General features: G+C 51.1%; 24 protein-coding genes and 1 other annotated feature. Of the genes, 23 read left to right on the top strand and 1 reads right to left on the bottom strand.

The window, feature by feature from the left end; all coding sequences use genetic code 11:
- The first annotated feature begins 2 nt into the window (after positions 1–2).
- From ACFSO0_RS05815 to ACFSO0_RS05730, 18 genes are all read left to right on the top strand, one after another.
- Positions 3–527 (top strand): NYN domain-containing protein, encoded by a 525-nt coding sequence (locus ACFSO0_RS05815; protein WP_376877625.1) that lies wholly within the window; start codon positions 3–5, stop codon positions 525–527.
- A gap of 81 nt (positions 528–608) precedes the next feature.
- Positions 609–1,259: an RNA polymerase sporulation sigma factor SigH gene (gene sigH / locus ACFSO0_RS05810; RefSeq protein ID WP_092276940.1), complete on the top strand. Its 651-nt coding sequence runs from the start codon at positions 609–611 to the stop codon at positions 1,257–1,259.
- 298 nt (positions 1,260–1,557) lie between these two features.
- Positions 1,558–1,707, top strand: a complete 150-nt coding sequence (gene rpmG / locus ACFSO0_RS05805; RefSeq protein ID WP_029101087.1) for a 50S ribosomal protein L33 — start codon at positions 1,558–1,560, stop codon at positions 1,705–1,707.
- Positions 1,707–1,955, top strand: coding sequence for a preprotein translocase subunit SecE (secE, locus tag ACFSO0_RS05800; RefSeq protein ID WP_376877620.1), 249 nt, complete (start codon positions 1,707–1,709; stop codon positions 1,953–1,955). The genes rpmG and secE overlap by 1 nt, the downstream gene beginning before the upstream one ends.
- Before the next feature lie 45 nt (positions 1,956–2,000).
- On the top strand, positions 2,001–2,537 hold the full coding sequence (nusG, locus tag ACFSO0_RS05795) for a transcription termination/antitermination protein NusG (protein ID WP_376877617.1): 537 nt from the start codon (positions 2,001–2,003) through the stop codon (positions 2,535–2,537).
- Between the two features lie 183 nt (positions 2,538–2,720).
- Positions 2,721–3,146 carry a 50S ribosomal protein L11 gene (rplK, locus tag ACFSO0_RS05790; RefSeq protein WP_023558754.1) on the top strand — a complete coding sequence of 142 codons (426 nt, stop codon included), beginning with the start codon at positions 2,721–2,723 and terminating at the stop codon, positions 3,144–3,146.
- A gap of 89 nt (positions 3,147–3,235) precedes the next feature.
- Positions 3,236–3,919, top strand: coding sequence for a 50S ribosomal protein L1 (rplA, locus tag ACFSO0_RS05785; protein WP_376877614.1), 684 nt, complete (start codon positions 3,236–3,238; stop codon positions 3,917–3,919).
- Between the two features lie 42 nt (positions 3,920–3,961).
- Positions 3,962–4,125: a sequence feature (ribosomal protein L10 leader region), on the top strand.
- A 24-nt stretch (positions 4,126–4,149) separates the two neighbouring features.
- Positions 4,150–4,665: a 50S ribosomal protein L10 gene (gene rplJ, locus ACFSO0_RS05780; RefSeq protein ID WP_376877611.1), complete on the top strand. Its 516-nt coding sequence runs from the start codon at positions 4,150–4,152 to the stop codon at positions 4,663–4,665.
- Between the two features lie 63 nt (positions 4,666–4,728).
- The gene (gene rplL / locus ACFSO0_RS05775) at positions 4,729–5,091 is read left to right on the top strand and encodes a 50S ribosomal protein L7/L12 (RefSeq protein WP_376877608.1); all 363 of its coding nucleotides are present in this window, start codon (positions 4,729–4,731) and stop codon (positions 5,089–5,091) included.
- Positions 5,092–5,211: 120 nt separating this feature from the next.
- Positions 5,212–5,808 carry a class I SAM-dependent methyltransferase gene (locus tag ACFSO0_RS05770; RefSeq protein ID WP_376877685.1) on the top strand — a complete coding sequence of 199 codons (597 nt, stop codon included), beginning with the start codon at positions 5,212–5,214 and terminating at the stop codon, positions 5,806–5,808.
- 309 nt (positions 5,809–6,117) lie between these two features.
- Entirely contained in the window at positions 6,118–9,657 is a 3,540-nt protein-coding gene (gene rpoB / locus ACFSO0_RS05765) for a DNA-directed RNA polymerase subunit beta (RefSeq protein ID WP_376877605.1), read from the top strand.
- Between the two features lie 29 nt (positions 9,658–9,686).
- Positions 9,687–13,313, top strand: a complete 3,627-nt coding sequence (gene rpoC / locus ACFSO0_RS05760) for a DNA-directed RNA polymerase subunit beta' (protein WP_376877602.1) — start codon at positions 9,687–9,689, stop codon at positions 13,311–13,313.
- A 138-nt stretch (positions 13,314–13,451) separates the two neighbouring features.
- Entirely contained in the window at positions 13,452–13,706 is a 255-nt protein-coding gene (locus ACFSO0_RS05755) for a 50S ribosomal protein L7ae-like protein (RefSeq protein WP_376877599.1), read from the top strand.
- Between the two features lie 120 nt (positions 13,707–13,826).
- Positions 13,827–14,270, top strand: coding sequence for a 30S ribosomal protein S12 (gene rpsL / locus ACFSO0_RS05750; protein ID WP_376877596.1), 444 nt, complete (start codon positions 13,827–13,829; stop codon positions 14,268–14,270).
- Between the two features lie 54 nt (positions 14,271–14,324).
- The gene (gene rpsG, locus ACFSO0_RS05745) at positions 14,325–14,795 is read left to right on the top strand and encodes a 30S ribosomal protein S7 (RefSeq protein ID WP_376877593.1); all 471 of its coding nucleotides are present in this window, start codon (positions 14,325–14,327) and stop codon (positions 14,793–14,795) included.
- Positions 14,796–14,866: 71 nt separating this feature from the next.
- Positions 14,867–16,945: an elongation factor G gene (fusA, locus tag ACFSO0_RS05740; RefSeq protein ID WP_376877590.1), complete on the top strand. Its 2,079-nt coding sequence runs from the start codon at positions 14,867–14,869 to the stop codon at positions 16,943–16,945.
- Positions 16,946–17,066: 121 nt separating this feature from the next.
- Complete coding sequence (tuf, locus tag ACFSO0_RS05735) at positions 17,067–18,257, top strand: elongation factor Tu (RefSeq protein WP_376877587.1); 1,191 nt, start codon at positions 17,067–17,069, stop codon at positions 18,255–18,257.
- A gap of 147 nt (positions 18,258–18,404) precedes the next feature.
- Positions 18,405–19,340 (top strand): DMT family transporter, encoded by a 936-nt coding sequence (locus ACFSO0_RS05730; RefSeq protein ID WP_376877584.1) that lies wholly within the window; start codon positions 18,405–18,407, stop codon positions 19,338–19,340.
- 11 nt (positions 19,341–19,351) lie between these two features.
- Here the strand turns inward: ACFSO0_RS05730 and ACFSO0_RS05725 are convergent, their stop codons facing one another.
- The gene (locus ACFSO0_RS05725) at positions 19,352–19,750 is read right to left on the bottom strand and encodes a globin domain-containing protein (protein ID WP_376877581.1); all 399 of its coding nucleotides are present in this window, start codon (positions 19,748–19,750) and stop codon (positions 19,352–19,354) included.
- Between the two features lie 375 nt (positions 19,751–20,125).
- Here ACFSO0_RS05725 and rpsJ point away from each other — a divergent pair, with 375 nt between their 5' ends.
- From rpsJ to rplB, 5 genes are all read left to right on the top strand, one after another.
- Entirely contained in the window at positions 20,126–20,434 is a 309-nt protein-coding gene (rpsJ, locus tag ACFSO0_RS05720; RefSeq protein WP_005828858.1) for a 30S ribosomal protein S10, read from the top strand.
- A 145-nt stretch (positions 20,435–20,579) separates the two neighbouring features.
- Positions 20,580–21,212, top strand: coding sequence for a 50S ribosomal protein L3 (rplC, locus tag ACFSO0_RS05715; protein ID WP_376877577.1), 633 nt, complete (start codon positions 20,580–20,582; stop codon positions 21,210–21,212).
- Positions 21,213–21,229: 17 nt separating this feature from the next.
- The gene (gene rplD / locus ACFSO0_RS05710) at positions 21,230–21,853 is read left to right on the top strand and encodes a 50S ribosomal protein L4 (RefSeq protein ID WP_376877574.1); all 624 of its coding nucleotides are present in this window, start codon (positions 21,230–21,232) and stop codon (positions 21,851–21,853) included.
- On the top strand, positions 21,853–22,143 hold the full coding sequence (gene rplW / locus ACFSO0_RS05705) for a 50S ribosomal protein L23 (protein ID WP_376877571.1): 291 nt from the start codon (positions 21,853–21,855) through the stop codon (positions 22,141–22,143). Before rplD ends, rplW begins: the two co-directional genes overlap by 1 nt.
- A 32-nt stretch (positions 22,144–22,175) precedes the next feature.
- On the top strand, positions 22,176–23,006 hold the full coding sequence (gene rplB / locus ACFSO0_RS05700; protein ID WP_063231107.1) for a 50S ribosomal protein L2: 831 nt from the start codon (positions 22,176–22,178) through the stop codon (positions 23,004–23,006).
- Positions 23,007–23,054 lie beyond the last annotated feature (48 nt).

Genomic DNA, 23,054 nt, shown 5'->3' with positions numbered 1-23,054 from the left:
GCATGACCAAAAAGAAAGCCAAGCAGCTGTTGATCGTAGATGGCTACAATATCATCGGTGCCTGGCCGGACCTGCGCCTGTTGAAGGAGCAGGAGCGAATGGACGAGGCCCGCGATCTGCTGGTTTCCAAAATGGCAGAATACCAGAGCTTCACCGGCACGAAGGTCATCATCGTGTTCGATGCCTACAACGTGCCGGGAGCTGGGCGTCAAATCGAGGATTCACGGGTGGAAATCTATTTTACAAAGAAAAAGGAGACGGCTGACGAAAAAATCGAGCAGCTTGTCTCCGAATTTCAACAAAAAAACCGACAAATCTACGTCGCCACTTCTGACTATACTTCCCAGCGCGTCATTTTCGGCCAGGGAGCGTTGCGAAAATCAGCGCGGGAGTTGTTGCTTGACATGGAAATTGCGGGCAAGGAGATCAGGCAGGAAGTGGACAAAACCAGGGAAGAACGCTTCTCCAAACGCATTGCCTTGAATGAGGAAATAGCGAAAATATTCGAAAAATGGAGAAGGGAATAACTTGGATTCGGTTGACGCTTTTTTACGGCACATGTATAATAACGCTATCTATGGAGAAACCGGTTGGCGGAGGGATCATTTGTGAGTGTTGACCTCAAGGAGCTAATGCATGCCCAATATGAACTGATGACCGACGAAGAAGTAGTCGACCTGGTTCGCGATAATCACGCCGAAGCACTGGAGTACCTGATCAACAAGTACAAAAACTTTGTGCGTGCCAAAGCGAGATCCTATTTTCTTATTGGGGCTGACCGCGAAGACATCGTACAAGAAGGCATGATCGGCCTGTACAAGTCGATTCGCGACTTCCGAGGGGACAAGCTCACTTCTTTCAAGGCGTTTGCCGAACTGTGCATCACTCGCCAGATCATTACGGCGATCAAGACGGCGACGAGACAAAAACATATCCCGCTCAATTCCTACGTGTCATTGGACAAGCCTATTTATGACGAGGATTCGGACCGCACTCTGCTCGATGTCATCTCGGGCACCAAGGTTACGGACCCGGAGGAATTGTTTATCAATCGCGAAGAGTTCGATGATATCGAAGGCAAGATGAGTGAAATCTTGAGCGATCTGGAACGGCAAGTCCTGATGCTCTATTTGGACGGGAGATCGTATCAGCAGATCGCAGTCGAGCTGAAGCGGCACGTGAAATCGATCGACAACGCTCTGCAGCGCGTCAAACGCAAGCTGGAGCGATATTTGGAAGGCAGGGAGATTCATCTGTAGAATCAGAGAATCTCTCTTTTATTTCGCCGCCCCAACTATTGAAACGTACATAGCGCCCCAGTCAAGGGAAAATGCCGACAGTTGATGGAACAAAATGTTTTCCTGTTGTCAAGCTGTTTTGTTGACATGAGTTTTTGGGTGTGATAAATTTGTTTAGGTAGCCATAGACTCTTATCTCTCTTGTTCTATGGTTGCTTAGGTGAAATGGTCAGGAAAAAGTAGCGGTTTTCCCGTACTATTGATCATCGGGTTACTTTCAACGAATAGCAGGTTTGAAATGAGATGGAGGTGGCAATAAATGCGAGTAAACATCACGTTGGCGTGCACTGAGTGTGGCGAGCGTAACTATATCTCCACCAAGAACAAGCGCACCACTACTGAACGTGTTGAACTGAAAAAGTATTGCTCCCGCGACAAGAAGCATACCCTTCATCGCGAGACGAAGTAATGGCTGACGCGACGAAGTCTGGGGGTGGCAAAGTGGGTCTTTTAGCACGAATCGGAGCCAGTTTTCGCCGAACCGGTGGATTTTTTGGCGACGTAATGTCCGAACTGAAGAAAGTACGTTGGCCTAACCGGAAAGAGCTGACGACCTATACTTTGGTTGTTATGGTTACGGTTGTGGTCATGGCACTATTCTTCTTCGTCGTCGATTTGGGTATCTCGCGCTTGATCGATTTGATTCTAGGAAAGTAATTTTGCTAGTCTTAGGAGGGACGGACGGTAATCGTCCTGGTGGATATGGAAAAAGCATGGTATGTCGTTCATACGTACTCAGGTTACGAAAACAAGGTTAAAACCAATCTGGAGAAGCGCGTCGAGTCGATGGGCATGGAAGACAAGATCTTTCGCGTTCTTGTCCCCACTGAAGAAGAGGTGGAGACCAAGGATGGCAAAAAGCGCACCGTCACGAAAAAAGTGTTTCCCGGATACGTCCTTGTTGAAATGGTGATGACGGACGACTCTTGGTATGTCGTGCGCAACACTCCTGGGGTTACCGGCTTTGTCGGATCCACGGGCGCCGGTTCCAAGCCGACAGCGCTGCGTCCTGAAGAGGCCGATGCGATCCTTAGGCAAATGGGGATCGAAATTCCCAAGATCAGAGTCGATTATGCTCTCCGCGATATGGTGCGCGTCACAGATGGTCCGTTTTCCAATCGTACCGGGGAGATTATCGAGATTCACCCGGACAGACAGAAGGTCCGCGTTTTGGTGGACATCTTCGGTCGCGAAACACCGGTAGAGCTAGACTTTACTCAAGTTCAGAAATTGGATTAGGATTCAACTTGAAAAGTATCGCGTGATGTGGTACATTTCATTTTGTTTTTACAATCCCACCACAATATTTGGGGTTTCTTGCACTCTCACTATAGATCGAAAGTCTTTTGCGAGACTTTCACCAAACAGTGGGAGGGGGCATTCCCCCGTAATAACCACATGTGAAGTAAGGAGGTGTCTTACGTGGCTAAGAAGGTTATCCGCGTAATCAAATTACAAATCCCGGCAGGTAAAGCAAACCCTGCACCTCCAGTAGGTCCGGCTCTCGGTCAAGCTGGTGTAAACATCATGGGCTTTTGTAAAGAATTCAACGCTCGCACTGAAAGCGAAGCAGGTATGATCATTCCGGTGGAAATCACCGTATTTGAAGATCGTTCTTTCACTTTCATCACGAAGACTCCACCAGCTGCTGTTCTCCTGAAAAAAGCTGCTGGTATCGAGTCCGGTTCTGGCGTACCAAACAAAACAAAGGTTGCTACGCTGAAACGCGACAAAGTTCGTGAAATCGCGGAACTGAAGCGTCCTGACCTGAATGCAGCATCCGTGGAAGCGGCTATGCGCATGGTGGAAGGTACTGCTCGTTCCATGGGTATCGTGATCGAAGACTGATTGTCTTGTTGCAAAGGGGGCACAGACCTTGTGCCCCTTGTCTGTGGGAGGATTAACCGCTACGACCACATTGAAGGGAGATTTAACTAATGGCTAAAAAAGGTAAGAAATATCAAGAGGCTGCAAAGCTCGTTGATAAAAACAAAGTTTACGAAGTAGCAGAAGGTATTGAGCTGGTGAAAAAAACAGCTACTGCTAAATTCGATGAGACTGTTGAAGCAGCTTTCCGCCTGGGCGTAGACCCTAAGCGTGCTGATCAACAAATCCGTGGCGCAGTTGTACTGCCTCATGGTACTGGTAAAGTTCAACGTGTTCTGGTATTCGCAAAAGGCGAAAAAGCGAAAGAGGCAGAAGCAGCTGGCGCGGACTTCGTGGGCGATGCAGACATGATCGCAAAAATCCAGGGCGGCTGGTTCGACTTTGACGTCGTAGTAGCTACTCCTGACATGATGGGTGAAGTAGGTAAACTGGGTCGTGTACTCGGTCCAAAAGGCCTCATGCCAAACCCGAAAACCGGTACCGTTACGTTCGACGTAACCAAAGCGGTTAACGAAATCAAAGCTGGTAAAATTGAGTATCGCGTTGACAAAGCAGGTAACATCCACGCTCCGATCGGAAAAGCTTCTTTCGATGCAGAGAAACTGGCTGAAAACCTGGCAGCGCTGACCGAAGCACTGAACCGTGCGAAACCGGCTGCAGCAAAAGGCGTTTACATGAAAAATGTAACACTGAGCTCCACTATGGGACCTGGTGTACGCGTTGCTGTAAAATAATGACGCTTGACTTCCTGTTGGGAAGTTGATACGATAGTGCCTGTTGATGAAAAGAATATGCCGTAGACAGAAGGTGCAGGGCTCAATAGAGTCAGGCTTAATATCCCTCCGAGGCGTGTAATGTACGAAAGAGGAAACGACGCTTTCCTTTGACGATAGAGCATTATGCCCTCGAGCTGTCTGCGAGGGCATTTTTCATTTTCTAAGATAGAGCACGGGAGGTGTAAACAATGGCAGAAATTCGTCCAACCGTTATTCGTGAAGAAAAAGTACAAGCGATCAACGAAATCGCTGACAAACTGCGCGAAAGCCAAACAACAGTGGTGGCTGACTACCGCGGTCTGACTGTAGCCCAAGTTACCGAGCTGCGCAAACAATTGCGCGAAGCAGGTGTTGAGTTCCAGGTGTTGAAAAACTCCCTGACTCGCCTGGCTACGGCGAAAGAAAGCTTGACTGAACTGGATCAATATCTGACTGGCCCGAACGCTCTGGCGTTCTCCAAAGACGATGTAATCGCTCCAGCGAAGATTCTTGCTGAATTCGCGAAGAAAAACGAAAAGCTGGAAATCAAAGGCGGCGTAATCGAAGGGAAAGTTGTTGGTGCTGAACAAATCAAAGCGCTGGCAGCATTGCCATCCCGCGAAGGTCTCCTTTCCATGCTTCTCTCCGTCCTGCAAGCTCCAATGCGCAACATCGCACTGGCAGTCAAAGCAGTGGCAGAGCAAAAAGAAGGTCAAGGCGCGTAATTGCCTGATCGGCTTGATTGGTTGACAAACACTATACTATTCCTTGAATGGGAGGATTTCAAAATGTCTAAAGAGCAAATCTTGGAAGCCATTAAAGGCATGTCCGTTCTCGAACTGAACGACCTGGTAAAAGCAATCGAAGAAGAATTCGGCGTAACTGCTGCTGCTCCTGTAGCTGTAGTTGCTGGCGGCGCTGCTGAAGCTGCTGCTGAGCAAACTGAATTCACTGTAAACCTGGTAAGCGGCGGCGCTTCCAAAATCAACGTTATCAAAGTTGTTCGCGAGCTGACTGGTCTGGGCCTGAAAGAAGCAAAAGACCTGGTAGACAACGCTCCAAAAACACTCAAAGAGGGCGTTTCCAAGGAAGAAGCAGAAACTCTCAAAGCGAAACTGGAAGAAGCTGGCGCACAAGTAGAAGTAAAGTAAGTTAGCTTCCTCATGGAAATCCCCTTGCCTGCGGCAGGGGGTTTTTCTGTAGGGCTTTGCTGAACGGCTTGAAGGTGCAACCGCTGATGTTGCACCGATGAGGAAAGGTGGAACATGCACGTGTCAGATCACTACTACACCAATCGACCGAGTGCTGCGCATGACGAACAGCAATTTTCTTTTGTACTCCGTGGATTCGAGCTGCGCTTTTATACGGATGCCGGCGTTTTTTCCCGCGACCGAATCGATTTCGGCAGCGTGTTGCTCATCGAAAATATGCAGGTGGCTCCCCGTGCGCGCGTACTCGACGTGGGGTGTGGGTACGGTCCCATCGGCCTGACTGCTGCCAAGCTCGCACCAGAGGGCCGGGTGACGATGATCGACGTGAATGAGCGTGCGGTTGCTCTGGCTCGCCGCAATGCCGAAAGAAACGGCATTCGCAATGTCGACATTCGGGTCAGTGACGTGTACAGCGAAGTGCAGGGCGAGAAGTTCGATGTCATCTTGACGAATCCCCCGATCCGGGCTGGCAAGGAGATTGTCCACCGCATTTTTACGGAAGGGCATGAGTTGCTGGAGGAGGGCGGAGAGATGTGGGTCGTCATCCAGAAGAAGCAGGGGGCGCCATCCGCTTGGAAGAAGCTGCAGGAAACTTATCGGGAAGTGGAAGAGGTAGACCGCTCGAAGGGCTACTTCATTTTACGGGCAGTGAAATAGTCAGGAAGATGTTTTTAGAAAACTTTTCTTGACGCGCATATTTCATTGTGATAGCATTATAAAATGTCAATATGGGATAAATGTCTATTTTTCAGCAATTCCCTGTCTGTCAGGCATTTTCTTCTTTATTTTGCAAAGGGAGGAATGTTCGAGTAAAAACATGGGAATTCTTTTAAAATAGAGTTTCTCTGGGTTAAAAATGGTAGCACTGGTTTAACCCATTTTTATTTTTGAGGCATTCGTCTACGCTCTGAAGCGGCCGAATGCCAAGTTTCTATGTGTGAAAACACAACCTGAGGGGTGAATAAGTTGGCAGGTAAAGTGATTCAAAGTGGCCGACACCGCCAGCGTCGTACGTATTCACGTATTAACGAAGTGCTGGGCCTTCCAAATCTCATCGAGATTCAGCAAAAGTCCTACCAATGGTTCCTAGATGAGGGGCTGCGCGAGATGTTCCAGGACATTTCGCCGATTCAGGACTTCACAGGTAATCTCGTGCTGGAGTTTATCGACTACAGCCTGGGAGAGCCAAAGTACGATGTTGACGAGTCGAAAGAACGTGACGTCACCTATGCGGCGCCTCTGCGTGTGAAGGTACGTTTGTTGAACAAAGAGACGGGAGAAGTGAAGGAACAAGAAGTCTTCATGGGGGATTTCCCGCTCATGACTGAAACGGGAACCTTCATTATTAACGGAGCTGAGCGTGTCATTGTCAGCCAGCTTGTTCGTTCCCCCAGTGTATATTACAACACCAAAGTGGACAAAAACGGCAAGCAGACGTTCACAGCAACTGTGATCCCGAACCGCGGGGCATGGCTGGAACTGGAGACAGATGCGAAAGACGTGATTTATGTCCGCATCGACCGTACGCGTAAAATCCCGGTAACGGTCCTTTTGCGTGCGCTGGGCTTTGGTTCTGACATCGAAATCCTCAACTTGCTGGGCGAGGACGAGTATATCAAGAACACGCTGGAAAAAGACAATACCGACTCTACCGAGAAAGCGCTCATCGAAATCTACGAGCGCCTTCGTCCGGGCGAGCCGCCGACAGTCGAAAACGCGAAGAGCCTGTTGATCTCTCGTTTCTTTGATCCAAAGCGTTATGACCTCGCTTCTGTTGGCCGTTACAAAATGAACAAAAAGCTTCACCTGAAAAACCGTCTGTACAACCAGCGTCTGGCAGAGACATTGGTGGACACGAGCACAGGTGAAATTTTGGCGGAAGCTGGCCAAATGATCGATCGCCGCGTTCTGGACCGCATTTTGCCAGCGCTCGAAGGCAACATCAACTCCTTCCACGCTCGCACGCACGGCGGCGTTTTGGAAGATGAAACGATTCATCTGCAGTCTATCAATATTTTCTCTCCGATTGAAGATGGAAAGATCATCAAAGTAATCGGAAACGGAAATGTAGACAAATCGTTTAAACATATCACGCCATCCGATATCGTGGCGGCGATCAACTACTTCATGAACCTGCTGCACGGTGTAGGCTCTACTGACGATATTGACCACCTGGGCAACCGTCGTCTGCGTTCCGTGGGCGAGCTCTTGCAAAATCAGTTCCGCATCGGGTTGTCCCGGATGGAGCGCGTGGTTCGCGAGCGCATGTCCATTCAGGATCAGAACCAGATTACGCCGCAAGCGCTGATCAATATCCGTCCAGTGATCGCATCGCTGAAGGAGTTCTTCGGCAGCTCGCAGCTGTCCCAGTTCATGGACCAGACCAACCCGCTTGCCGAACTGACGCACAAACGCCGTCTCTCTGCACTCGGTCCTGGCGGTTTGACCCGTGAGCGCGCGGGCTTTGAAGTGCGCGACGTTCACCATTCCCACTACGGTCGTATGTGTCCGATTGAGACGCCAGAGGGTCCGAACATCGGTTTGATCAACTCCCTGTCGTCCTTTGCACGCATCAACGACTACGGCTTCATCGAGACGCCTCGCCGCAAGGTAGACCCGGAGACCGGTTGCGTTTTGGACGACATCGTCTACCTGACAGCGGACGAAGAAGACGTGTTCAACGTAGCGCAGGCAAACCAGCCGCTGGATGAAGAAGGCCGTTTCGTCAACGACATGGTCATTTGCCGCCGCAAAGGCGAGATCTTGAGCGTGCCGCGCGACAAGGTCGACTTCATGGACGTATCGCCGAAGCAGGTTGTGTCTGTCGCGACCGCTTTGATTCCGTTCCTGGAAAACGACGACGCCAACCGCGCATTGATGGGTTCCAACATGCAGCGGCAGGCCGTTCCGCTTTTGATCCCGCAGGCGCCGTTCGTCGGTACCGGCATGGAGCACAAAGCAGCACAGGATTCCGGCGTAGCGATCGTTGCCAAGCATCCGGGGCAAGTCGAGCGCGTGACTGCCCGCGAGATCTGGGTGCGCCGTTACAAGGAGATCGACGGCAAGAAAGTCGCCGGCGACCTCGACAAGTACAAACTGCACAAGTTTATCCGTTCCAACCAAGGTACGTGCATCAACCAACGCCCGATCGTAAAACGCGGCGACTGGATTGAAAAAGGCGATATCATTGGGGACGGCCCATCCACCGAAAAAGGTGAATTGGCTCTCGGTCGTAACGTGATCGTCGCGTTTATGACATGGGAAGGGTACAACTACGAAGACGCGATTCTTCTTTCTGAAAAACTGGTGAAAGACGACGTTTATACGTCTATCCATATCGAAGAATACGAATCCGAAGCGCGCGACACCAAGCTCGGTCCGGAAGAAATCACCCGCGACATCCCGAACGTAGGGGAAGACGCGCTGAAAAACCTGGACGAACGCGGTATTATCCGCGTGGGTGCGGAAATTCAGGACGGCGACATTCTCGTAGGTAAGGTTACGCCAAAAGGGGTTACCGAGCTGACTGCAGAAGAGCGACTTCTGCACGCCATCTTCGGTGAAAAGGCACGTGAAGTGCGCGATACTTCCTTGCGCGTGCCGCACGGCGGTTCCGGTATCGTCGTAGACGTAAAAGTATTTACCCGCGAGAACGGCGACGAGCTGCCTCCTGGCGTAAACCAGCTGGTGCGTGTCTACATCGCCCAAAAACGGAAAATTTCCGTGGGTGACAAAATGGCCGGACGCCACGGTAACAAAGGGGTTATTGCCCGCATCATGCCTGAAGAAGACATGCCGTTTTTGCCAGACGGTTCTCCGGTAGAGATCGTCCTCAACCCTCTGGGTGTACCTTCCCGGATGAACATCGGTCAGGTACTCGAGACTCACCTGGGGATGGCAGCCAAGCTGCTCGGCATCCACGTAGCGACACCGGTATTCGACGGTGCGCGCCAGGCAGAAGTGTTCGAGACGTTGGAAGAAGCCGGCCTCGACCGCGACGGAAAAACGATTCTGTACGATGGACGTACCGGTGAACCGTTCGATCGCCGCGTAACAGTCGGTTGTGTATACATGCTGAAGCTGGCTCACTTGGTGGACGACAAAATCCACGCCCGTTCTACGGGGCCATACTCTCTCGTTACCCAGCAGCCGTTGGGCGGTAAAGCTCAATTTGGCGGACAGCGTTTCGGGGAGATGGAGGTTTGGGCCCTGGAAGCATACGGTGCAGCCTACACCTTGCAAGAGATCCTTACCGTCAAGTCCGATGACGTCGTGGGCCGCGTGAAGACGTACGAAGCGATCGTCAAAGGCGAAAACGTTCCAGAACCGGGCGTTCCTGAGTCCTTCAAAGTATTGATCAAGGAACTGCAAAGCTTGGGTATGGACGTGAAGATCCTGTCCGGTGACGAGCAAGAGATCGAAATGCGTGAAATGGAAGACGAGGATGAGGGCAGCGGTGAAAAACTGAACCTCGTGCTCGAAGGCGGAAGCTTGAACGACGAGTAAGATTCCGGTACAAAGGGAGGTAACGCCCTGTGATAGACGTGAACAACTTTGAATATATGAAGATCGGCTTGGCTTCCCCCGACAAGATCCGTTCGTGGTCTTTCGGGGAAGTCAAAAAGCCGGAGACGATTAACTACCGTACGCTGAAACCGGAAAAAGACGGCTTGTTCTGCGAACGCATCTTTGGGCCAACCAAAGACTGGGAGTGCCATTGCGGAAAATACAAGCGTGTTCGTTATAAAGGGGTCGTGTGCGATCGTTGCGGCGTGGAAGTGACCCGCGCCAAAGTACGTCGTGAGCGGATGGGGCATATTGAACTGGCTGCCCCCGTTTCTCACATCTGGTATTTCAAAGGGATTCCGAGCCGTATGGGTTTGGTGCTCGACATGTCCCCTCGTTCCCTGGAAGAAGTCATTTACTTTGCTTCTTATGTCGTAACGGACCCAGGCGATACGCCGCTCGATAAAAAGCAGCTGCTCTCGGAAAAAGAGTACCGCAACTATCGGGAAAAATACGGCCACTCTTTCCAAGCGATGATGGGAGCAGAAGCGATCAAGCGCCTGCTCGCGGAGATCGACCTGGACAAAGAAGTGGAAGCGTTGAAAGAAGATCTGAAAACGGCACAAGGACAGCGGCGCAACCGTGCAATCAAGCGTCTGGAAGTGCTAGAGGCGTTCCGCAACTCCGGAAACCACCCGGAATGGATGGTTCTGGACGTACTGCCGGTCATTCCGCCTGAGCTTCGTCCGATGGTTCAACTGGATGGCGGCCGCTTCGCCACCTCCGACCTGAACGATCTGTACCGCCGTGTAATCAACCGGAACAATCGTCTGAAGCGCCTGCTTGAGCTGGGTGCTCCTGACATCATCGTACAAAACGAAAAACGGATGCTGCAGGAAGCCGTAGATGCGCTCATCGACAACGGCCGCCGCGGTCGCCCGGTGACTGGACCGGGTAATCGTCCGCTGAAATCCCTCAGCCACATGCTGAAAGGGAAACAAGGACGTTTCCGCCAAAACCTGCTCGGTAAGCGCGTTGACTACTCCGGCCGTTCCGTTATCGTCGTAGGGCCAAACCTGAAGATGTACCAGTGCGGCTTGCCAAAAGAAATGGCACTGGAGCTCTTCAAGCCGTTTGTCATGAAAGAGCTGGTCGCCAAAGGCCTCGCTCACAACATCAAGAGTGCCAAGCGCAAGGTCGAACGCGTTCAGCCGGAAGTATGGGACGTTCTCGAGGATGTCATCCGCGAGCATCCTGTTCTGTTGAACCGCGCCCCCACCTTGCACCGTCTGGGTATCCAGGCGTTTGAACCGACGCTGGTAGAAGGCCGCGCAATCCGTCTGCATCCGCTCGTATGTACGGCATACAATGCGGACTTTGACGGTGACCAGATGGCTGTGCACGTTCCGCTGTCTGCGGAGGCGCAAGCAGAAGCGCGCATCCTCATGCTGGCGGCGCAAAACATCTTGAACCCGAAAGACGGCAAGCCGGTAGTAACGCCATCCCAAGACATGGTGCTTGGTTCGTACTACCTGACGCTGGAGCGCGAAGGCGACAGCGGCGAAGGTACAATCTACCGCGATCCGCAGGATGCGATCGCAGCCTACCAGCAAGGCTACATCAGCCTGCATACGCGCATCGCGCTGCCTGCCAAGAGCCTGAACAAAACGAGCTTCACAGAGCGCCAGCAAAACGCGCTCCTCGTGACGACCGTAGGGAAAGTGATCTTCAACGAGATCTTCCCGCCAGAGTTGCCGTATATCAATGTACCGACCAAAGCGAACCTGCAAGAGAAGGTTCCGGACGAGTACTTTATCTTTGAAAAAGGTACGAACGTGAAGGAGTTCATCAAGGCCTTGCCGGACCCGGGCGCAGTGAAAAAAGGCTTCCTGGGCACGATCATTTCCGAATGCTTCCGTCGCTTCGGAACGATGAAGTCCTCGATGATTCTCGACAAGATCAAGGAACTGGGCTTCACCTATTCGACGAAGGCCGGTATCACGATTGCGGTCGCGGACATTGCCGTACCAGGCAAAAAGAAAGACATTCTCGAGGAAGCAGACCAAAAGGTCGAAACTGTCATGAAGCAGTTCCGTCGCGGTCTGATTACCGAAGACGAGCGCTATGACCGCGTCATCTCCATTTGGTCCAAAGCCAAGGACGAAGTAACCGACGTGCTCATGAAGTCGATGGATAAGTTCAATGCGATCTTTATGATGGCGAACTCCGGTGCCCGCGGTAACGTATCCCAGATTACACAGCTGGCTGGTATGCGCGGTCTGATGGCGAACCCGTCCGGTCGAATCATCGAGCTGCCGATTAAATCCAACTTCCGTGAAGGTCTGACCGTACTCGAGTACTTTATCTCGACGCACGGTGCGCGGAAAGGTCTCGCCGATACGGCGCTGCGTACAGCGGACTCGGGGTACCTGACCCGCCGTCTCGTAGATGTTGCCCAAGACGTGATCGTCCGCGAAAAAGATTGCGGAACGGATAAAGGGATTCGCGTTACAGCGATCAAGGATGGGAAAGAGGAAATCGAGAAGCTGTCTGACCGTCTGGTTGGACGTACTTGCTTCGAGACACTCCGCCATCCGGAAACAAAAGAAATCATCGTTCGCCGCAACGAGGAAATTACCGAGGAAGTGGCGGAGTATATCGAGAAAATTGGCATTACCGAAGTCTACATCCGCAACGTGCTCGCTTGCCGCACCAGCCACGGTGTCTGCAAACTGTGCTACGGACGCAACCTGGCGACAGGTGCCGAAGTGGAAGTCGGGGAAGCAGTCGGTATCATTGCTGCTCAGTCTATTGGTGAGCCGGGTACCCAGCTGACCATGCGTACCTTCCATACCGGTGGGGTTGCGGGAGACGACATCACCCAAGGTTTGCCGCGTATTCAGGAGCTTTTCGAGGCGCGCAATCCGAAAGGGCAGGCTGTCATCTCCGAAATCGACGGGGAAGTAGTGGACATCCGCGAGGGCAAAGACCGCCGCGAGATCGAAGTCCGCGGGGAAGCAGAGAGCAAGGTGTACTCCGCTCCATACGGCGCTCGCATCAAGGTGTCTGTCGGTACCAAGCTGAGCGCAGGGGATGAGCTCACCGAGGGTTCTGTTGACCCGAAAGAAATGCTGAAAGTTCGCGGCATGCGCGGCGTTTCCAACTACATCCTGCAAGAGGTACAAAAAGTGTACCGTATGCAAGGGGTAGAAATTAACGACAAGCACGTCGAGGTCATGATTCGCCAGATGCTGCGCAAACTGCGCGTCATCGACAGCGGCGATACCGACCTTCTGCCAGGCTCCTATGTGGAAGTTCCGGAGTTTGAGCAAGCGAACGCAAAAGTGCTGATCGAAGGCAAAAACCCTGCCGTCGGTCGTCCGGTATTGCTTGGGATCACGAAGGCGTCCCTGGAGACAGACTCCTTCCTGTCGGCAGCTTCTTTCCAGGAGACGACGCGCGTACTTACCGATGCGGCGATCAAAGGAAAAGTGGACCGCCTGCTCGGTCTGAAAGAGAACGTCATTATCGGGAAACTGGTACCTGCTGGAACGGGTATGTCCCGTTACCGCAACATCAAGGTAGCGAGCAAAGCCGATTACGAAGCAGAGCGAGAAGCGCTGAATTCGCTGCAAGAAACCGTTTCTGTCGAGTAAGGGGGAAAAAGCGCCCATGCTTTGTACGTGGGCGCTTTTCCAAATAAAAAATAGTAGTCGGGCAGTTGACAACAAAAAGCCCACCTGATATTATATTCAAGTGTGCCTGACTTCTGTACTTTGGAGGATATGAACATCATGTCTTATGAAAAAGTAGAGCGGGCCAAGGAGTTAACGATCGGTATCAAGCAAACGATGAAAGCAGTGGAGACCGAACAGGTAGAAGCTGTTTACATCGCGGTTGATGCTGACAAGCGTTTGACCCAAAAAGTCGAGCTCCTTTGCAAAGAGAAGGGTGTTCCAGTCATCCATGTAGATTCCATGCGCCGGTTAGGCAAGGCGTGCGGGATCGAAGTGGGAGCAGCTACTGCTGCTATTAAGAAAAGTGGTTGACGGTGTTTTTGTCCGTGTTTACACGAGTTGTAAGTTTGGACAAGAACTTTCTATTTGACCAAAAATGACTCACCTGGATCTGTGGTCTTGAGATTGGGTATTAAGAAGGGAGGTAACATCATGCCTACAATTAACCAACTGGTACGTAAAGGTCGCCAGGATAAGGTTGTGAAGTCGAAGTCCCCAGCTCTGCAAAAAGGGTACAACAGCTTCAAGAAAAGCCAAACCAACCAAAGCTCTCCTCAAAAACGTGGTGTTTGCACCCGTGTAGGTACCATGACTCCGAAAAAACCAAACTCCGCGTTGCGTAAATACGCTCGTGTGCGTTTGACTAACGGGATCGAGGTAACAGCTTACATCGGTGGTATTGGCCACAACCTGCAAGAGCATAGCGTCGTGCTGGTTCGCGGCGGTCGTGTAAAAGACTTGCCAGGGGTACGCTACCACATCGTCCGTGGTGCTCTTGACACTGCTGGTGTGAACAACCGTAAACAAGGTCGTTCCAAGTACGGTACGAAACGTCCGAAACCAGGTCAAGCAGCTGCAGCAGCGAAAAAGAAATAAGAAAAGCGCCCGTGAGTTGGCGTGAATTGATAACGAAAAGAAGGAGGGAATACGATGCCTCGTAAAGGTCCTGTAACCCGTCGTGACGTGTTGCCTGATCCGATTTACAACAGCAAACTGGTTACTCGTTTGATTAACCGTTTGATGCTGGATGGTAAACGCGGTGTAGCGCAAAATATTCTCTACAACGCATTTAACATCATTCAGGAGCGTACTGGCCGCAATCCGATGGAAGTTTTTGAGGAAGCACTGAAAAACGTAATGCCAGTACTGGAAGTAAAAGCTCGTCGTGTCGGTGGTGCGAACTACCAAGTTCCGATCGAAGTGAAACCGGAGCGCCGCACGACTCTGGGTCTGCGTTGGTTGGTTAACTACTCCCGTTCCCGCGGTGAGAAAACCATGGAGCAACGTCTGGCTAACGAAATCATGGATGCTGCCAACAACACTGGTGCAGCAGTGAAAAAGCGTGAAGACACGCACAAGATGGCTGAAGCGAACAAAGCGTTTGCTCACTATCGCTGGTAGGAAATTGAATCGGGTGTCCGTTTTGGATACCCGTTTATTCAAAAACTCGAGTATGGAAGGAGCATACCTGAATGGCTCGCGAGTTCTCTTTGCCGAATACGCGTAATATCGGTATCATGGCTCACATCGATGCTGGTAAGACGACTACGACTGAGCGTATTCTGTTCTACACCGGTCGCGTTCACAAGATTGGTGAAGTGCACGAAGGTGCGGCTACCATGGACTGGATGGAACAAGAGCAAGAGCGCGGTATCACCATTACTTCGGCTGCTACAACCGCTCAATGGAAAGGCCATCGAATCAACATTATCGATACGCCTGGACACGTAGACTTCACTGTAGAAGTTGAGCGCTCCCTGCGCGTTCTCGACGGTGCTGTAACCGTTTTTGACGCAAAAGGTGGCGTTGAGCCGCAAACCGAAACCGTATGGCGCCAGGCTGACCGCTACGGCGTACCGCGTATGTGCTACATCAACAAAATGGATATTATCGGTGCCAACTTCGATATGTGCCTGGAGCAGATCAAAACTCGCCTGGGTGCTAACCCTGTTGCCATCCAATATCCGATCGGAGCAGAAGATCAATTCGTTGGTATGGTTGACCTGATCGAAATGAAGGCCATCATCTATACCGATGACTTGGGTAAAACTGCTGACGCAACCGATATCCCTGCTGAACTGAAAGATAAATGCGATGAGCTTCGCCTCGCATTGGTTGAAGCAGCAGCAGAACAAGACGAAGAGCTCATGATGAAGTACCTGGAAGGCGAAGAGCTGACCAATGACGAAATCCGTGCAGCTCTGCGCAAAGGTACCATCGAGTGCAAACTGACTGTGGTTATGTGCGGTTCTTCCTACCGCAACAAAGGCGTTCAGCCTATGCTGGACAACGTTGTAACATACCTGCCGTCTCCGGTAGATATCCCGGCAATCAAAGGCGTACTGCCAGATACTCAAGATGAAGTTGAGCGTCCTGCTGACGACAACGGTCCGTTCGCTGCTCTTGCGTTCAAGATCATGACTGACCCGTATGTAGGCCGTCTGACCTTCTTCCGTGTATACTCCGGCGTACTGAACTCCGGTTCCTACGTACTCAACTCTACCAAAGGTAAACGCGAGCGCGTAGGCCGTATCCTGCAAATGCACGCAAACCACCGCGAAGAGATCCAAACGGTTTACTCCGGTGACATTGCTGCTGCTGTAGGTTTGAAAGACACCACAACCGGTGACACTCTGTGTGATGAAAAGGCTCCTGTAATTCTGGAGTCCATGGAATTCCCAGAGCCAGTTATCTCTGTTGCGATCGAACCAAAATCCAAAGCAGACCAAGACAAGATGGGTATCGGCCTGTCCAAGCTGGCTGAAGAGGACCCAACGTTCCGTACTCGCACAGACGAAGAAACCGGTCAAACCATCATCTCCGGTATGGGTGAGCTTCACCTGGAGATCATCGTTGACCGTCTTAAACGCGAATTCAAGGTTGAATCGAACGTGGGCGCTCCACAAGTTGCATACCGTGAGACTTTCCGCAACTCTGCAAAAGTCGAAGGGAAATTCGTTCGTCAGTCCGGTGGTCGCGGTCAATACGGTCACGTATGGGTCGAGTTCTCTCCGCTGGAGCCAGGAAAAGGCTTCGAGTTCGAGAACAAAATCGTGGGTGGTGTGGTTCCGCGCGAATACATCCCGGCTGTTCAAGCAGGTATCGAAGAGGCTATGAAGAATGGTGTTCTCGCCGGCTTCCCGCTGGTAGACATTAAAGCTGCGCTTGTTGACGGTAGCTACCATGATGTCGACTCCTCCGAGATGGCATTCAAAGTAGCTGGTTCCCTCGCTCTGAAGGAAGCAGCGAAAAAATGCGGCGCGGTCATTCTTGAGCCAATCATGAAAGTAGAAGTCACAATTCCGGAAGAGTACATGGGCGACGTAATGGGCGACCTGAACTCCCGCCGCGGTCGTATCGAAGGTATGGAAGCTCGTGCAAACGCACAAGTCATCCGTGCAATGGTACCACTGTCCGAGATGTTCGGTTACTCCACTGTTCTGCGTTCCCGTACCCAAGGCCGTGGCGTTTACTCCATGGTGATTGACCACTACGAAGAAGTACCGAAGTTCATCGCTGAAGAGATCATCAAGAAATCCAAAGGCGAATAATTGCAGGTACTGCTTTATCTTGAATCAGGAAAGGTTTACAATATTGGAGGGACAATCCCGGATAGGGTAAACCTTTCTTCAACACATAAAACCCTTATCATTTAAGGAGGCTTTAGCTCTCATGGCAAAAGAAAAATTTGAGCGTAGTAAACCACACGTTAACATTGGTACCATCGGTCACGTTGACCACGGTAAAACTACCCTGACTGCTGCGATCACTACTGTATTGGCACAACAAGGTAAAGCAAAAGCTATGGCTTATGACAGCATCGACGCTGCTCCAGAAGAAAAAGAGCGCGGTATCACCATCAACACTGCTCACGTTGAGTACGAAACTGAAAACCGTCACTATGCTCACGTTGACTGCCCTGGTCACGCTGACTACGTGAAAAACATGATTACCGGTGCTGCTCAAATGGACGGCGCAATCCTGGTTGTATCCGCAGCTGACGGCCCAATGCCACAAACTCGCGAACACATCCTGCTGTCCAAACAAGTAGGCGTTCCTTACATCGTAGTATTCATGAACAAATGCGACATGGTTGACGATGAAGAGCTGTTGGAACTGGTTGAAATGGAAATCCGCGACCTGCTGTCCCAATACGAATTCCCAGGCGACGATACTCCAGTAATCAAAGGTTCCGCTAAAGAAGCTCTGGACAACCCAAGCGGCGAATGGGCTAAGAAAATCATCGAACTGATGGATGCAGTTGACTCTTACATCCCAACTCCAGAACGTGCAACTGACAAACCATTCCTGATGCCTGTAGAGGACGTATTCACCATCACTGGTCGTGGTACTGTTGCTACTGGTCGTGTAGAGCGCGGTGTTGTTAAAGTTGGTGACCAAGTAGAAATCATTGGTCTGGCTGAAGAAACTCGCACTACTACTGTAACTGGTGTTGAGATGTTCCGCAAACTGCTGGATCAAGCAGAAGCTGGTGACAACATCGGTGCCCTGCTGCGCGGTGTTGACCGTAAAGACATCGAGCGCGGACAATGCTTGGCAAAACCAGGTTCCGTTAAACCTTACACCAAGTTCAAAGCAGAAGTTTACGTTCTGTCCAAAGAAGAAGGTGGACGTCACACTCCTTTCTTCGCTAACTACCGTCCACAATTCTACTTCCGTACAACTGACGTAACAGGTATCATCCAACTGCCAGAAGGCGTTGAGATGGTAATGCCTGGCGACAACACTGAGTTCACTGTAGAACTGATCGCTCCAGTAGCGATGGAACAAGGTACTCGCTTCGCTATCCGCGAAGGTGGCCGTACAGTAGGCGCTGGTGTTGTAGCTTCCATCGAAGAGTAATTTCTTCAAACCGAAAACCCGACAGCCTCGTGTTGTCGGGTTTTTGCCTTTGATTGGTTATTTTCATAACTGCCATCAAAATGATTCAACCAGCCACTTTGAGGGATTGTGCTACAATACCTACAGGAATTGGATGGGGGAAATCAGATGAGAAACAAAGAACGATGGATGTACGCGATGTTGGCGGGGGTAGTGACGCTTTGGGGGTTGAATGTCGTCATGGTGAAGTATTTGACGATGTTTCCGCCCTTGTATGTGGCGGCAATCCGCATGACGCTTGCAGGTGTCGCATTATTGCCCATTGTTTATTATTATCGAAAAAAGCTGCAGATCGGGCGGATGAACTGGTTGCTGGCGGCAGGGATAGGAGCCAGCTCTATCGCCATGCACCAGGTGACGCTCGCGACCGGAGTGCAGTACACCTCGGCGGGAAATGCTTCGCTCATTCTAGGGTTAAATCCGCTGGCAACGGCGCTTCTGGCGATGTTGTTCCTGGGTGAGGGGATGTCTTGGCGCAAAGGGGCTGGGGTTGCCATCGGGTTTGCGGGAGTATTGATTGTGGTTGTATCCCAGCACGGCGGCATTCACGTAAACGGCTGGGGAGACGCGATCATGTTCTTTTCGATGCTGATGTATGTAACCGGGGGCTTGCTCATCCGCAAACTGGCCGTGCGTGGAGTTCCCGTCCTGCTGATCACGGCGCTGTCGCAGATGTTCGGCGTCCTGTTTCTCTGGTGTGCAGCTTTGGCCGTTCAGCCGGCTTCCTATTATATAGGGCTGGAAGTCACACCGTTCCAGTGGCTCGTGATTTTGACTTCTGCGATCTTGTCTACGGCGGTCGGGTCATTGGGATGGAATTACGGCATCCGTCAGCTGGGAGCGAGCAGAACTGCCGTGTTTTTGAACGGCATGCCTTTGGCCAGTTTGCTTTTCGCAGCGTTGTTTTTAGGCGAGAAGCTGCAGCTTGTTCATTTGCTCGCCCTGCTTATGATCGTAGCAGGTGTATACCTTGGCTCGGGCAGCCGGACAAAGCCTTCGCCGGCTATGACAGGAGTGCCTTCCAAATTGACGACAAAAGCGTAGGGGTTAGGGCCCTACGCTTCTTCTATTGGCTCCCATTGGTTAATCATATGGTGGGCAGTGAGGCGAAGTCTGTCGAAAATCTGCTCGCGAATGTCGCCGGTGATTCCGGCTTGAGTCATCGCTTTATCCATACAAGCGAGCCAGGCTGTCGCTTGTGCGGTCCCGATCGGAAAGCGCATGTGCCGTGCGCGCAGCATAGGGTGCCCGTGTATGTCTGAATACAGGGTAGGACCACCCAAAAACTGCGTGAGAAACTGATACTGCCTCTCCTTTACCGGCGTGAGATCTTCCGGAAACAATGGAGCAAGATCCGGGTGACGTTTCACATGATTATAAAAAATATCGACAAGACGCGCCAATGTTTCGGCGCCTCCGATCTGTTCGTACGGGGTTCGATTGTCTAAGGTCATCTGTGTGTTCCTCCTTCACGAGAACAAGTCCAACTATAAGTATAACGTCTTCCTTCTATATATAAACAGTCTGATCTGTAGACGGATTGATCGGTCAGTTGGCAGCCAATCCCGCTTGCCTTTCATGCGCTTTCTCGGTAAGATGGTCGAAGTGAGCCTGCCGCGCACAGGCTTGCTTGTACAAAAAAAGCATGGCAGCCTAAGAAAAAACTTGCGTTGCCCAATGCTATTTAGTACAATAGTGAATGTTGGTCATGGACTTGCGATGATGTGGGAGGTTGCTGACACACCCGGCCCCTTTGCCATGACCGGGGTGCAGGATATTTCCACGGAGAAATGTCTGTTTAGAAAATGGGCGAAAAAGGAGGGACTAAAATGGCAAAGCAAAAGATTCGTATTCGTTTGAAGGCGTATGATCACAAAATCCTGGATCAGTCTGCAGAAAAAATCGTAGACACTGCGAAGCGTTCCGGTGCAAATGTATCCGGTCCAATTCCACTCCCTACGGAGAAAGCTGTTTACACTATCCTGCGTGCGGTTCACAAGTACAAAGATTCTCGCGAGCAATTCGAGATGCGTACTCACAAACGTTTGATCGACATTTTGAATCCTACACCGCAAACAGTAGATGCTCTGATGCGTCTGGATCTGCCGTCCGGTGTGGACATCGAGATCAAACTGTAAGGTCCCAAAACGCGATACACGCGTAGGCGTTGTCTTGCCGGGCGCGTTATACCAAGCAACAAACCCTTAAAATAGCACCCCTGCGCATCGATGGGGACTTGATACAACATAAATGTTTTTGAAATAACTACAGGAGGTGGCACTAATGACCAAAGGAATCTTAGGGAAAAAACTTGGCATGACCCAAGTTTTTGGTCCGAACGGAGCAGCGATCGCTGTAACGGTCATCGAGGCTGGTCCAAACGTAGTTCTCCAAAAGAAAGACCTGGAGAATGACGGTTATGAAGCGATCCAAGTCGGCTTTGAAGACAAAAAAGAACAGCGCGCTAACAAACCGGAAAAGGGACACGCAGCGAAAGCTAACACTGCACCTAAGCGCTTCATTCGCGAAATCCGCGGAGTTAACCTCGCAGATTACGAGGTAGGTCAAGAGTTGAAAGCTGATATTTTTGCCGAGGGAGAAATCGTAGACGTTTCCGGCGTAACCAAGGGTAAAGGTTTCCAAGGTGCAATCAAACGTCACAACCAATCCCGCGGACCAATGGCTCACGGTTCCCGTTACCATCGCGGTCCAGGTTCCCTGGGTGCGATCGCGCCAAACCGTGTATTCAAAGGTCAAACTCTGCCAGGTCAAATGGGTGGCGACAACGTAACCATTCAAAACCTGGAAGTTGTGAAAGTAGATGCAGAACGCAACCTGATTCTCGTTAAAGGCTCCGTGCCTGGTCCGAAAAACAGCTTCGTGCTGGTATCGACGGCAGTCAAGAAGAACAAGTAAGGAAAGGAGGAACTGACATGCCGAAAGTAGCTCTTTATAACCAATCCGGTTCTCAAGTTGGCGAAATCGAGTTGGCAGACAGCGTGTTTGGTATCGAGCCTAACAACGCCGTACTGTTCGATGCGATCGTGATGCAGCAAGCATCCCAACGTCAAGGAACACATGATGTAAAGAACCGTTCTGAAGTACGTGGCGGTGGCCGCAAACCATGGCGCCAAAAAGGTACAGGCCGCGCACGCCAAGGTTCCATTCGTGCTCCACAATGGAAAGGTGGCGGCGTTGTATTCGGTCCGACTCCGCGCAAATACGGTTACAAACTGAACCGTAAAGTTCGCCGTCTGGCACTGAAATCCGCTCTGTCCTCCAAAGTTCAAAACAACGAACTGCTGGTACTGGATACTCTGAACTTCGCAGCTCCAAAAACCAAAGAAATGACGGCTGTTTTGAACAACCTGAAAGTAGACCGCAAAGTGCTGATCGTTACTTCCGAGTATGATCAAAACGTAGCGCTGTCTTCTCGCAACATCCCGGGAGCCAAATTCGTAGATGCTGCAGGCATTAACGTTCTGGACCTGGTTGCGCATGACAAAGTAATCGTGACGAAAGACGCGGTTGCGAAAGTAGAGGAGGTGCTCGCATAATGAAGAGCCTTCACGATGTAATCAAGCGCCCTGTCATTACCGAGCGCACCACTGACATGATGGCAGAGAAAAAGTACGTTTTTGAAGTACCTCTCAAAGCCAACAAAACCGAAATCAAACAAGCTGTTGAAAAAGTATTCGGCGTAAAAGTGGCAGCAGTCAACACCTCCCGTGTTCCTGCGAAACCAAAACGCTACGGAAAATACTCCGGTTACACATCTGAGTGGAAGAAAGCGATCGTTAAGCTGACTGATGACAGCAAAGAATTGGCCTTCTACGAGGGCGTATAACCTCGACGACTACCGAAAAGGAGGGTATTAACATGGGTATCAAAAAGTTTAAACCGACTTCTCCTGGTCGTCGCCAAATGACGGTTTCTACTTTCGAGGAGATCACCACTTCGACTCCCGAAAAATCCTTGCTGGCACCTCTTTCCAAAAAAGCTGGTCGCAACAACCAAGGTAGAATTACCGTTCGTCATCAAGGTGGCGGTCACAAACGTAAATACCGTATTATCGACTTCAAGCGCAACAAGGATGGCATCGTAGGTCGCGTTGCTACGATCGAGTACGATCCAAACCGTTCCGCTAACATCGCACTGATCAACTACGTTGACGGTGAAAAACGTTACATCCTCGCTCCGCACAACCTGAAAGTGGGCGACGAGATCGTATCCGGTGCAGATGCCGACATCAAAATCGGTAACGCGCTGCCTCTGGAAAAAATTCCTGTAGGTACTACGATCCACAACATCGAGCTGAAACCTGGCAAAGGCGGCCAACTGGTTCGCGCTGCTGGTGCATCCGCTCAATTGCTCGGCCGCGATGGCGAGTTCGTAATCGTACGCCTGTCTTCCGGTGAAACCCGCCGCATCCACAACGTATGCCGCGCTACCATCGGTCAAGTAGGTAACCTGGATCATGAACTGCTGAACATCGGTAAAGCAGGTCGTTCCCGTTGGTTGGGTATTCGTCCAACTGTTCGCGGTAGCGTGATGAACCCGAACGATCACCCGCACGGTGGTGGTGAAGGCCGCGCTCCAATCGGACGTAAAGCACCTGTTACTCCTTGGGGTAAACCAACTCTGGGTCTCAAGACTCGCAAGAAGAAGAACAAATCCGATCAATACATTATCCGCCGTCGCAAGAAGTAAGCTAGGCTGATACTATAACCGAACGCCATTGGCGAAGGGAGGTTCACT

The sequence above is a fragment of the Brevibacillus sp. GCM10020057 genome (assembly GCF_042683565.1).
Taxonomy (GTDB): Bacteria; Bacillota; Bacilli; order Brevibacillales; family Brevibacillaceae; genus Brevibacillus.
This window is presented reverse-complemented; position numbering and strand designations above follow the sequence as displayed.